Here is a 13105-nt window from a genome sequence, read left to right as displayed (position 1 = left end):
CGCGCCCAAGGATAGGAGGAACCAGACATGACAGAGCATTTGCTGCAAGTAGAAAACCTCCGCGTTCATTTCAAAACGTACGGGGGAGAAGTACAGGCGGTCAGGGGCGTCACGTTTCACGTCGATCGTGGCGAGACGCTGGCTGTGGTCGGAGAGAGCGGCTGTGGCAAGAGCGTAACCGCCCAGGCGATCATGGGGCTGATCCCGAATCCGCCGGGCCGGATCGTCGACGGACAGATTCGTTTTGACGGACAAGACATTACCCGACTGAGCAAAAAAGAACTGCTTTCGCTGCGGGGAACCGAGATCGGGATGGTGTTTCAAGACCCGATGACAGCGCTGAATCCGACGATGAAGGTCGGAACGCAGATCGTCGAAGGCTTTGTGCGGACTCACCACGTCTCGAAGGAGGAAGCGCGCAAAAAAGCGATGGAAATGCTGCGGCTGGTCGGCATTCCCGATCCGGAAAAACGGGTGGATCAATACCCGCATGAATTTTCCGGCGGAATGCGGCAGCGCGTGGTCATCGCGATTGCGCTGGCGAACAATCCGAAGCTGGTGATTGCCGACGAACCGACAACCGCCCTCGATGTGACGATTCAGGCGCAAATTTTGGACTTGCTGAAAGAACTGCAAGAAAAGCAACAGCTTTCCATTGTCATGATCACGCACGATCTGGGGGTCGTAGCTGAAATCGCTCACCGCGCTGTCGTGATGTACGCGGGAATCGTCGTGGAGACGGGAAAAGTCGAAGATATTTTCAAGAGTCCCAAGCATCCGTACACGTGGGGCCTGATGCGCTCGATGCCGCGAATTGACGGCGAAGAAAAAGAGCGGCTGGTGCCGATTGACGGATCGCCGCCAGATTTGTTCCACCCGCCAAAAGGCTGTCCGTTTGCAGCGCGTTGCCAGTTTGCCATGGATATTTGCGAGCAGCAAATGCCAGAGGCAACCGTGTTCGAAAATGCGCACCAGGCGGCATGCTGGCTGCATGATCCGCGGGCGCCGAAGCTGGATGAACTCGTGGCGGCAGGGAGGCAGACGTAGATGAGAGACACTTTAATAGAAGTAACAGGGTTAAAAAAACACTTCGAGATCGGCAACGGCATCCAGCTCAAGGCGGTGGATGGAGTCACGTTTACGATCAATCGGGGGGAAACGCTCGGGCTGGTGGGTGAAAGCGGCTGTGGCAAATCTACGCTCGGCAGGACGATGATTCGCCTGTACGACCGTACAGATGGAGAAGTGTTGTTCAAGGGCAAAAATGTGCATCAGTTGAAAGGCAAAGACTCTGCGCAGTTCAACCGCGACGTGCAGATGATCTTCCAGGACCCGCAGGCCAGTCTCAACCCGCGCATGACGGTGTTGGACATTATCGCCGAAGGGCTGGACATTCACGGCTTTCCTCGCAAAGATCGCGCAGACCGCGTCAAGGAGCTGTTGGAGCTGGTGGGCCTCTCCAAGCAGCATGCGAGCCGGTTCCCGCACGAATTTTCCGGCGGGCAGCGGCAGCGGATCGGCATCGCACGCGCTCTTGCCGTCGAACCGGAATTTATTATCGCCGATGAGCCGATCTCTGCGCTCGACGTCTCGATTCAGGCGCAGGTCGTCAATTTGCTTGAAGATTTGCAACAGGACAAAGGGCTGACGTATTTGTTCATCGCCCACGACCTGTCCATGGTCAAGCATATCTCCACGAAAATTGGCGTCATGTATTTAGGAAAAATGGTGGAAATGGCCGACAGCTTCGAGCTGTACGCCAAACCGCTGCATCCTTATACACAAGCATTGTTGTCTTCCATCCCGATTCCCGATCCTACGATCAAGCGGGAGCGGATCATTTTGCAAGGCGATTTGCCCAGCCCGGCCAACGCTCCGAGCGGCTGCGTCTTCCGGACGCGTTGCCCGAAAGCAACGGCGCAGTGCGCCGAGCAGGTGCCGGAATGGATGGAAGCAGCGCCCAATCACTGGGTCGCCTGCCATCTCTACAGGTAGTACGATTTTATATCTTTATATACAGGGGGAACCATTGTGAAGAAATTAGCTGCATTTGCCCTGTCCGTCTCGCTCGTAGTACCAGCGCTTGCTGGCTGCGGCGGAAGCTCAGGGACAGCAACGAACAACCCGGGTACGGCGTCCAGCACTCCTGCTGCTGCCGTCAAACAAGAAGTCGTATTCAACGCCAAGTCCGAACCACCCGATTTGAATCCGCTCACTTCGACGGATACGACATCGTTCTGGATCATGGATCACTTGGGCGAAGGCTTGTACACGAAAGACAAAGAAGGCAATCCGGTTCTCGGGGTAGCCAAAGAAGTGAAGCTGTCTGACGACAAGCTCAAGTACACCTTTACTTTGCGCGACGATGCCAAATGGACAAACGGCGAGCCTGTAACCGCAGAAGATTTCGCCTATACGTTCATGAAGCATATCGATCCGGCGACAGCTTCTACGACAGCGTATCTCCTCTATTATATTAAGGGAGCAGAAGCGTACAACAAAGGAACAGGCAAAGCAGAAGACGTCGGAATCAAGGCTCTCGATGCGAAAACATTGGAAATCGAACTGGTAGCCCCAACTTCTTACTTTGACAAGATGCTTGCTACCCGCTACTGGCACCCGATCAACAAAAAGCAGGCGGAAGCCGATCCGAAATGGGCAGCCAATGCCGAGACGTATATTTCCAACGGTGCTTACAAGCTCGTTTCCTGGAAGCATGACTCCGAACTGGTGATTGAAAAGAACGAGAATTATTGGAACAAGGACGACGTAAAAATGGAGAAGATCACCTGGAAAATGGTGAACGATGCCACAACGTCCTACCAGATGTACAAGAGCGGAGAGCTTGATTTCAACAAAGAGATGCCATCTGACATTCTCGCTCAGGAAAAATCAAGCCCTGACTACAAATCCGTTCCTTACTACGGCACGTACATGTACATGTTCAACGTGACGAAAGAGCCGTTCACCAACAAAAAAGTGCGCCGTGCATTCGCTATGGCGATCGATCGCAAAGCACTGACCGAAATGGTGAGCCAAGGCGGCGAAACTCCGGCTTACTCTATGGTGCCGCGCGGAGCGATTACGCCAACAGGCAAAGACTTCCGCGAAGAAGGCGGCGACTACTTCAAGGAAGATCCGGCAGAAGCGAAAAAACTGCTGGCAGAAGGCATGCAGGAAGCAGGCTGGTCTACGCTGCCTGAAGTAACACTTATGTACAACACCGATGAAAGCCACAAAAAAATAGCCCAAGCCCTCCAGGAAATGCTGAAGAAAAACTTGGGTGTAGATGTGAAGCTGACCAACCAAGAGTGGAAAGTATACCTCGATACAACGAGACAAAAGAACTACCAAATGGGCCGCATGGGCTGGGTAGGTCAAATCAGCGATCCGGCGTTCAACCTCGATTACTACTTGGGTGACAGCCCGAACAACCGTACAGGCTGGGTAAACAAAGAGTACGACGACCTGAACATGGCAGCAAAAGTGGAGCAAGATCCGAACAAGCGCATGGAACTGTTGCACAAAGCAGAGGCTGTTTTGATGGAAGAAATGCCGTTCATCCCGATCTACCACTATCAACAAAACTATCTGGTAAAACCAGGTTTGGAAGGATTGACGTATCCGGTCAATGCATTCCCAAGCGCACGCTGGGCAACGAAAAAATAGAAAAAAGAGGAGTCTCTCCTCTTTTTTCCCTTTTCACACGGAACAGTCAGCTGCTTTTGGCTGTTCTTGGCGATTCGTCAACCATGAATCACTATACATACACTTCTTGATGACGAGGAAAGGGTGATGGCACATGATTATGGACTATTTGCAAGTCAAGTCGGCCTATCAGCTGAAAGTGGTGCCGAAAACGAACGAGCTGACTTTTTTGACGAAGCTCACAGGCATTGCCCAGGTGTGGAGTTGGGATGAGCAAACCGCGAGCGTACGTCAGGTGACTTCTTTGCCTGACCGGGTTGTCGAGTTCGCCCATTCCCCATGCGGGACGAAGACCGTTGTCGGCATGGACAACAAAGGAGACGAGCGCCAGCAGTTTTTTTTGTTGAAAGAGGGTGGAGCAGTCGTCAAGCCATTGACGGATGCGCCCGAATTTTTCCATTATTTCGGCGGCTGGTCGCCTTGCAGCGAGAAAATTGCCTGGTCGAGCAACCGTCGCGAGCCACGCTGCTTCGATATTTTTGTGCAGGACGTAGAGAGCGGCCAGTACGGGGAAGTGTACCGTCATGACGGGCGCTGCGATCCGATTGCCTGGCTGCCGAACGGCACAGGGCTGATTTTCAGCGTACAGGAAACGAATATCGACAATGCCTTGTACCTGTTGGATTTGCAGACCAGACAAGCCCGGAAGCTGCCGATTTGCAGCAAGCAAGCGCGCTTTCACTCGTTGCAGTTGACCCGTGACGGACAACACGGCTACATCGTGACCGATCGCGATGACAACACGATGGCGCTTTGCCGCTTTGCGCTGGATGGCGCCGAACTGGAAAAGCTCGTCCAGATCGACAAGTGGGACGTGGAGGAAGCGAAACTTTCGCACAGCGAGGAAGTGCTTGCTTTCGCCATCAATGAAGGCGGGCGTTCGGCGCTCGGCTTTTACTCTTTGACCGAGCAGCGTCAAGTAATGGCAGAGAACATCCCGGGTGGCGTCATCAGCGGACTCGCGTTCCGCTCGGATGAACAGCTTGCCTTTGCCCTGAAAAGCCCGACATTGCCCGGCGACATCTGGACGTATTCGCTTGCGGAAAAATCGAGTGAGCGCGTGACTTATGTTGGCGTGGCAAAAGAAATTCAAGACAGCCTCGTGGAGCCAGAGCTGTGCAGCTTCCGTTCTTTTGACGGGCTGGAGGTGCCGTATTTTCTCTACAGCAAAAACCATTCCGGCAAAAGTCCGGTTGTCGTCTACGTCCACGGCGGGCCGGAGAGCCAGATTCGCGCAGAGTACCACCCGGTCTTTCAATATTTGGTCAACCAGGGCTTCACGGTAGTGGCACCGAACGTGCGCGGCAGCATGGGCTATGGCCGTACGTACGTGCAACTCGACGATCGCCGCAAGCGGATGGACTCTGTCGCCGACCTCGCCTGGCTGGTCAAAGACTTGTCGCAAAAGGAAACGGTCGATCCGCAGGCAATCGGGATTATGGGCCGCAGCTACGGCGGTTTCATGGTGCTTGCCGCCCTCACCCATTACCCGGATTTGTGGGCAGCCGGAGTCGATATCGTCGGCATCTCGCATTTTGGCACCTTCCTGAAAAACACGGGAGAGTGGCGGAGAAAGCTGCGTGAAGTCGAATACGGCTACTTGGGCGAGGACGACGATTTCTTCGAACAAATCGCGCCGCTGAATCACTCTGCCAAAATCAAGGCACCACTGCTCGTCTTTCACGGGCGTAACGATACCCGGGTCCCTGTCAGCGAGGCGGAGCAGCTTGTGGCAGACATGCAAGGCCGGGGGCAACAGGTGGCTTTGCACGTTTTCGAAGACGAAGGCCACTTTACCGAAAAACTGGACAACCACATCACGCTGAATCAGGGCATTACCCGCTTTTTCCTGGAGCATTTGAAAACGGTCCACAGTGAAAAGGAGTGAGTGACAAATGAACAGCCAAAAAAGAAAAGTCGCAGCAGAAGATTTGTATCAACTGACGTACGCAAGCGACCCGCAGCTTTCCCCGCAGGGAGATGCGGTTGTTTACGTGAAGACGATGATCGACGAAGAGCGGGCGTATCGCAACCACTTGTTCGTCCGCGACTTGCAGACAGGAGAAACGGTGCAACTGACGAGCGGTGCTGTGCGTGACACGTATCCGCGCTGGTCGCCGGATGGTACGCGCATCACTTTCGTCTCCAAGCGTTCCGGGACAGCACAAGTTTGGCTGATTGACGCCAAAGGTGGCGAGCCGCGCCAGTTGACGCACTGCAAAACAGGGGTGAGCACTCCGCTCTGGTCGCCGGATGGACAGCTTATCGTCTTTTCTTCCTTGATGGATCGCGGCGAGACGTTTGACGATCAGGAAGGCGAAGCAAAAGAAGCAGTCGTGCCGAAAGTAATCCATGTCGAGCGGATGAAATACAAATCGGACGATTACGGCTATTTGTACGAAAAAACACGGCAACTCGCCCTCGTGCATGTGGAAACGGGAGAAGTAAAAGCGCTGACAGACGGGCCTTACCATCATACGATCGGCTCCTGGTCGCCGGACGGAAAATGGCTGGCGATCACAGCCAACCGCAACGAAAATCCTGACATGCTGCACACGGTCGATGTGTATTTGCTGCCGACAGCGGGAGGAGAATGGAAGAAGCTGACGAGCAGTAACGGGACATTTTCCCACCCGACCTGGTCTGCTGACAGCCAAAAGCTCGCGTTCATCGGCAGCTTGGCGGACGGAATTTACTTGAACGCAACGCAAAAGCGAGTATGGACATGCGATCTCGACAGCGGCGAGCTGACTTGCGTGACCGCTGATTGGGACGTGCAAATCGGCGATTCGACGATTGGCGATGTGCGCTCGCCGGGCCACCCGACTCCAGGAGCGGTCTGGACGGAGGACGGAACCGCGTTGTACGTGATTGTAAGCGAGCGCGGCAATTCCGGCATTTACCGCGTAGCTCTGGACGGACAAAAAGAGCACATCGTCAGCGGCAACCGCAACGTGTACGGATTCACGATTGACGAGCAAAAGCAGACGCTGATCGCAGCGATCAGTGATCCGCTCATTCCGGGAGACTTGTATCACTTCAACCTGGAAACGAAGGCAGAGCAACGTTTGACCGAACTGAACCGCGACTTTTTTGCGAATGTGGAGCTGGCTGTGCCGGAAGAAATCGAATTTGCAGCGCAAGACGGTTGGAAGGTGCACGGCTGGATGCTGAAACCAGTCGGTTACAAGCCAGGTGAAAAATACCCGCTCGTCTTGCAAATCCACGGCGGGCCGCACTCCATGTACGGCAATACGTTTTTCCACGAGTTTCAGATTTTGGCGGCAAAAGGCTACGCGGTGCTTTACACCAATCCGCGCGGCAGCTACGGGTACGGCGAGCGCTTCATGCAGGCGTGCTGCGGAGATTACGGCGGCAAGGACTACCTCGACCTGATGAGCGCAGTCGACTACGCGTGCCAGCAGTTTGATTTCGTGGACGAGTCCCGCCTGGGAGTGGCAGGCGGAAGCTACGGCGGCCTGATGACCAACTGGATTGTAGGGCAGACGAACAGATTCCGTGCAGGTGTGACGGACCGCAGCATTTGCAACTGGGTGAGCTTTTACGGCGTGAGCGACATCGGCTACTACTTCAGCGCCGAAGAAATTCAGGCCAATCCGTTCACCAATCCGGAGAAAATGTGGCAGCATTCGCCGATTCGTCTGGTCGCAAACATCGAGACGCCGCTTCTGATCATGCACGGGGAACAGGATCACCGCTGCCCGATCGAGCAGGCTGAACAGCTGTACATCACGCTCAAACACCAAGGCAAGGCACCCGTGTCCTTCATTCGCTTCCCCGGAGCCGGACATGAGCTGTCCCGCAGCGGAGATCCCGAGCAGCGCGTGCTGAGATTGCAGTATACAGAGGACTGGTTCGCGACGTATATGGAGCCAAAAGTGCCAAGCTTGCAGCAGTAGTAGTCGTATCGATGCCAAATCCAAATCCGCCAAAGAGCGCTCACGAGGAGGAACGAAACATGAACAAGGAACAAGTATTGGGCTGCGTACAGGAGATACTCCCGGAGGCGATTGACCGCCTGAAGCAATACTTGAGTTACCCCACCGTTTCTGCCCAGCACAAAGCGATTCCGGAAACAGTCGACTACGTCGTGCAGATGATCCACGAGGCTGGCGGCGAGACGAAGGTGCTCGACGATCTTGGCGGCAACCCCGTCGTCTATGCTTTTTTTGCAGCAGGCAGCAATGGCGATGCCAGCAAGACGCTGCTCTACTACAACCATTACGATGTTCAGCCGCCGGAACCGTTCAACGAGTGGCATACCGAGCCGTTCACGCCGACTGTGATCGAGGGCAAGCTGTTCGCACGCGGCGCAGCCGACAACAAAGGCGACCTCGTAGCGCGGCTGAGCGCGATCAAAATTTTGCAAAAGCAGGGCGGCTTGCCGTGCAACATCAAGTTCCTGATCGAAGGGGAAGAGGAGATCGGCAGTCCGAACCTGGAACCGTATTTGCGCCAATATAAAGACCTGTTCGCAGCGGATGCGTGCATTTGGGAATTTGGCGGAAAAGACGAATCCGAGCGTATCAGCATGGTTGCCGGAATCAAAGGCATGGCGTATTTGGAGCTGACCTGCACAGGCGCGGACATCGACATGCACTCTTCTGTCGGCGCTTATGTAGACAACGCAGCATGGCGTCTGGTACAAGCGCTGGCGACGATGAAAAATGAGCAAAACGAAATTTTGGTCGAAGGCTTTTTCGACGGCATCGAAGAACCGACAGCAGATGAAAAGAAATTCGTGTCCGAGCTGCCGTTCAGCGAGGAAGCGACGGCAGAACTGTACGGCCTGAAACGCCCGCTGATCACGAAGGCAAAAGGCGTGGACCCGCGCGAGGCGATGGTGTTCCACCCGACGATGACGATTTGCGGACTGGACAGCGGGTATACCGGAGAAGGCGCGAAGACGGTGCTGCCGAAAAACGCCAGAGCCAAAGTGGATTGCCGTCTCGTGCCGGGACAAGACCCGCAGCACATCTTGCGTTGCATCGAGGCGCATCTGAAGAAGCATGGCTACGACGACATTACGGTGACGATGATCAACGGGCAAAAAGCGTACCGCTCCGATTTCCACCATCCGTTTGTCGCCCATGTGCTGGATACCGCCCGCGTCATCTACGAGAACGAGCCTGTTCTCGCACCGAACTCGGCAGGGACAGGCCCGATGTACATTTTCGGCGAGCAGCTTAAGCTTCCGGTTGTCAGTACGGGAGTAGGCTGGGTCGGCTGCAAGGTGCACGCGCCGAACGAGTCGATTCGCCTGAAAGATTTCGAGGAAGGAATCGCCCACATGGTTGTGATGCTTTCCGGATTTGCCCAGGCGCTTTCCCTGACCAAATAAATGCTCTGCCAACAAAGACCTCGACACGATGCGGGGTCTTTTTTTTCGGTTAACTGTTTTTGCGGCAGCTACGGAGTGGACTTTCATTTTGCAAAACATGTACAATCGAGGGTATCGAAGCTTTCGTATAGATCAGGAGGCGAACTGCATGAACAGCGAAATTTCACGATGGGAAACCGCAACCTTTGCCGGCGGCTGCTTCTGGTGCATGGTCAGTCCGTTTGACAAGCTGCCAGGAATCATCAAGGTCGTCTCGGGCTACACAGGCGGCCACGTCGAAAATCCGACCTATGAACAAGTGTGCTCGGATACAACCGGACACTATGAAGCCGTGCAAATCACGTATGATCCGGCGCTCATCTCGTATGAAGAACTGTTGCAGATGTTTTGGAGACAGATCGATCCGACAGATGCAGGCGGCCAATTCGGCGATCGGGGGCAATCGTACGCCCCGGCGATTTTCTTTCACACGCCAGAGCAGGAACGCCTGGCGATCCGCTCGCGTGAGGAACTGGAGCAAAGCGGCATTTTTCAAAAGCCGATAGCGACCTTGATTTTGCCTGCCAAGCCGTTTTACCCGGCAGAGGATTACCACCAGGACTATTACAAGAAAAACCCTGTGCGCTACCAGTATTACCGGGCGGCGTCGGGAAGAGCGAAGTTCGTGAAGGAAGCGTGGCGCGACAAAAAGAAGCTAGAAGAACTGAAACAGGTACTGACGCCGATTCAGTACGAAGTGACGCAAAACAGCGGCACGGAGCGCCCGTTTGCCAATGAGTTCTGGAATCACAAAGAGGAAGGCATCTACGTGGATATCGTGTCGAACGAGCCGTTGTTTTCTTCCTTGGACAAATTCGATTCCGGCTGCGGCTGGCCGTCGTTTACCCAACCGCTGGCCAGCGAGAATGTCACCGAGCAGCTCGATTTGACCCACAACATGATTCGGACAGAAGTGCGCAGCAAGCACGCAGACTCGCATCTGGGGCATGTGTTCGAAGACGGACCGGGAGAAAACGGCTTGCGCTACTGCATCAACTCTGCGGCGCTGCGCTTTATTCCGAAAGACAAGCTGGAAGAAGAGGGCTTCGGCGAGTACAAGTCGTTGTTTGATAAACAAAAAGACTGACCTGTCCTTAGCGCGTTGCCAGCATCGGGCCGCCGTTCTCTGTGAATCATTCGGGAAGGCGGTCTTTTTGTACAAAATAGGCGTATATCTCGCGAAAGAAAGGGTGCGACAGAGTCCATGATGATACGAAAGAGATGGTTTTTCAGCTTGATTGGACTGCTGCTCGCCGTGACGATGCTTGCGGCCTGTTCCATGGCAACGGAACCGTCTGCCGAAAAGGAAGACCTTCCCGCGAAAGCGGTGGAAGGAGGGACGCTGACGATTGTCAGAATGTCCGATGCTGGCAATCTCGATCCGCACTTCATCTCCACGATCAATGCCGCGAGTGTCGTCCACCAAAAAGTGTACGAAGGGCTGGTCAGACGGGATGCCAACATGGTGATCGTGCCGCAGCTCGCCCTCTCCTGGCGGCAAGTCAGCGATCTTGTCTGGGAGTTCAAGCTGCGACAGGGCGTTTTCTTTCACGATGGCACACCGTTTGACGCCACCGCAGTGAAGCGAACCTTGGACCGGGTCATGGACCCGAAGATCGCTTCGCCGCGAGCTGCGATGTTTGACAAGATCAAGCAAATCAAAATCGTCGATCCGTACACCGTACAGTTTATTTTGGAGCGGCCGTTTACGCCGCTGCTCTCCATATTAGCCAGTCACGAAGGCAGCATGATTAGTCCGAAAGCGATCGAGCAGTACGGGCGCAAGCTGGCGGAGCATCCGGTTGGAACCGGGCCGTTTGTGTTTCGCTCCTGGGAGCCGGGAAATCAGATCGTGCTGGACAAAAACCAGCAGTATTGGGGTGACAAGCCGAAAATCGATCATGTGATTTTTCGCGTCGTGGCGGACGATCAGAAGCGCATTGCCATGGTCGAAAACGGCGAGGCCCACGTAGCCGAGTCCGTTCCGGTGCAGGAGATCGATCGGCTGTCCGCATCGAATCGCTTGCATGTGTATCGCAGCGAAGCGTTGGGAACCGAGTTCATCGGGTTCAATGTGGCGCAAGAGCCGCTCAACGACATTCGCGTCAGACAGGCTATCAGTTCAGCCATCGAAACAGGAGCCATCATCAAAGGCGTCTACAACAATGTAGGCACGCAGGCCAACTCGCCGCTCGGGCCAAAAGTATTCGGCTACAGTGCGTCCGTCCAAAGCTATCCGTACGACCTGAACAAGGCGCGCGAGCTGCTCGCCAAAGCAGGATACCCCAACGGCTTTTCCATCCATATGCTGACCTACGACCGCAACGATCGGGTCATGGTTGCGCAAGTCATCCGTTCCCAGCTCAAAGGAATCGGGATCGACGCCAAAATGGATGTGGTCAGCTACGCCGATTTCGTCACGACGATTGAAAAGACGCGGACGCACCAGATTTTCGTCAGCGGCTGGGGGAACGCGACGGGTGACGCGGACTACAATCAGTACAACCTGTTTCACACGATGGGCGGCGGGGCTGGAAACAGCTTTCAGTACAGCAACCAGGAACTGGACAGGCTGCTCGAAGCCGGACGAGTCGAGTCAGACCCGGCCAAGCGTCTCGCCATCTACGCGAAGGCGCAGGAGCTGGAGATGCAGGATGCGCTGCTGGTGCCGATTCGCAATCTGGAAAATCTCGCCGTCATCAGCATCGACATTCAAGGCTTTTCCATCAGTCCGGCTGGCTATCTCATGCTCGACCAGGTCAGCATTCAAAAATAAGCGGACAACTGCTGCCGGACGGGCGCGGCACTCGCTGGTGCTTGGGTGACGAACAAGATCATAAGGGACAGACGCGCTGGTGTACACGGCGCGTCTTTTTACTTGTTTGGCTCAGACTATAGCTGTATAGGTTTTTGGTATAGACGGAATTGCCGAAAAGCATAGAACAATGCAAAAACGTGCAGTATAATCAAAAATATTTTAAATAGACATAAAACGAAAAACAGGAGAGAGAAACATGAATACTGTGGAGAGAATCAGCAAGTTTGTTGGCAGCACGTTCTCGTTGTGGGTAATTTTGTTTGCCATTCTCGGCTTTTTTGTGCCGGAAGCGTTCGTCGGCGGAAAAGGCTACATTTCGTTCCTGCTCGGCGTCATCATGTTCGGAATGGGGCTGACCTTGTCTTCGGAAGACTTCCGCGAAGTGTTTCGCAGGCCGGTCGATGTGTTGATCGGCGTAGTCGGTCACTACCTGATCATGCCTTCGCTTGCCTTTGTGCTCGCGATCACGTTGCAGCTTCCGCCGGATATTGCGGTTGGTGTCATTTTGGTCGGCTGCTGTCCGAGCGGGACGGCGTCCAATGTCATGACGTACTTGTCAAAAGGCGATGTCGCTCTCGGGGTTTCCATCGCGGCTGTGTCCACCTTGATCGCCCCGATCGCTACCCCTGCACTCATCTCGCTTTTGGCTGGAAAATGGATGGCGATTGATACGAAGTCGCTGTTTCTCGATATTGTGATGGTCGTCATTGTCCCGATCGTACTCGGTGTGATCGTCAAAGCGTTTTTCGGCAAGCAGGCGGAAGCGAGCGCCAAGGCATTGCCGCTCGTGTCTACCATTGCTATCGTGATGATCGTGGCGATTGTCGTTGCTCTGAACAAAGGCAAAATCGTCGAGACAGGCATGATCATTTTTGCTGTCGTCATTTTGCACAATATTCTCGGCTACGTGCTCGGCTATTTTTTCGCCAAGCTGTTCGGCTTGAATCTGGCGAAGCGCAAAGCGGTGACGCTGGAGACAGGCATGCAAAACTCCGGTTTGGGCGCGGCTTTGGCGGCGGCTCACTTCAATCCGCTCGCAGCGGTGCCGAGCGCCATCTTCAGCGTGTGGCACAACCTTTCCGGCTCTGTGCTCGCCACCTATTTTGCCAAAAAAGAAGAGTAGGCGACTGGCATCCTCCCGGCAAAGGCGCGCTGATTTTTTGCCAAAATGGCACGTT

9 protein-coding genes are annotated in these 13105 nt (G+C 54.6%); all 9 read left to right on the top strand.

The genetic code is table 11. The features are described from left to right. The first annotated feature begins 27 nt into the window (after nucleotides 1-27). Nucleotides 28-1047: an ABC transporter ATP-binding protein gene (locus tag IRJ17_RS19180; protein WP_173595904.1), complete on the top strand. Its 1020-nt coding sequence runs from the start codon at nucleotides 28-30 to the stop codon at nucleotides 1045-1047. Continuing rightward, the gene (locus IRJ17_RS19175; protein ID WP_122963385.1) at nucleotides 1048-1995 is read left to right on the top strand and encodes an ABC transporter ATP-binding protein; all 948 of its coding nucleotides are present in this window, start codon (nucleotides 1048-1050) and stop codon (nucleotides 1993-1995) included. It abuts the gene before it with no gap. A gap of 36 nt (nucleotides 1996-2031) precedes the next feature. Further along, entirely contained in the window at nucleotides 2032-3669 is a 1638-nt protein-coding gene (locus tag IRJ17_RS19170) for a peptide ABC transporter substrate-binding protein (RefSeq protein WP_173595905.1), read from the top strand. Between the two features lie 133 nt (nucleotides 3670-3802). After that, nucleotides 3803-5596, top strand: a complete 1794-nt coding sequence (locus tag IRJ17_RS19165) for a S9 family peptidase (protein WP_242771583.1) — start codon at nucleotides 3803-3805, stop codon at nucleotides 5594-5596. 7 nt (nucleotides 5597-5603) lie between these two features. After that, on the top strand, nucleotides 5604-7628 hold the full coding sequence (locus IRJ17_RS19160) for a S9 family peptidase (protein WP_242771580.1): 2025 nt from the start codon (nucleotides 5604-5606) through the stop codon (nucleotides 7626-7628). Nucleotides 7629-7687: 59 nt separating this feature from the next. Next, on the top strand, nucleotides 7688-9070 hold the full coding sequence (locus tag IRJ17_RS19155) for a M20/M25/M40 family metallo-hydrolase (RefSeq protein WP_242771577.1): 1383 nt from the start codon (nucleotides 7688-7690) through the stop codon (nucleotides 9068-9070). Between the two features lie 148 nt (nucleotides 9071-9218). Beyond that, nucleotides 9219-10196, top strand: coding sequence for a peptide-methionine (S)-S-oxide reductase MsrA (gene msrA / locus IRJ17_RS19150; RefSeq protein WP_242771575.1), 978 nt, complete (start codon nucleotides 9219-9221; stop codon nucleotides 10194-10196). 117 nt (nucleotides 10197-10313) lie between these two features. After that, nucleotides 10314-11885, top strand: a complete 1572-nt coding sequence (locus IRJ17_RS19145) for a glutathione ABC transporter substrate-binding protein (RefSeq protein WP_373926308.1) — start codon at nucleotides 10314-10316, stop codon at nucleotides 11883-11885. A gap of 238 nt (nucleotides 11886-12123) precedes the next feature. Next, nucleotides 12124-13050, top strand: coding sequence for a bile acid:sodium symporter family protein (locus IRJ17_RS19140; RefSeq protein ID WP_173595911.1), 927 nt, complete (start codon nucleotides 12124-12126; stop codon nucleotides 13048-13050). Nucleotides 13051-13105: the final 55 nt, after the last annotated feature.

The sequence above is a fragment of the Brevibacillus parabrevis genome (assembly GCF_022701015.1).
GTDB classification, from domain to species: domain Bacteria; phylum Bacillota; class Bacilli; order Brevibacillales; family Brevibacillaceae; genus Brevibacillus; species Brevibacillus parabrevis.
Note: the sequence above shows the minus strand (reverse complement) of the source record. Positions and strands in the feature narration are given on the sequence as shown.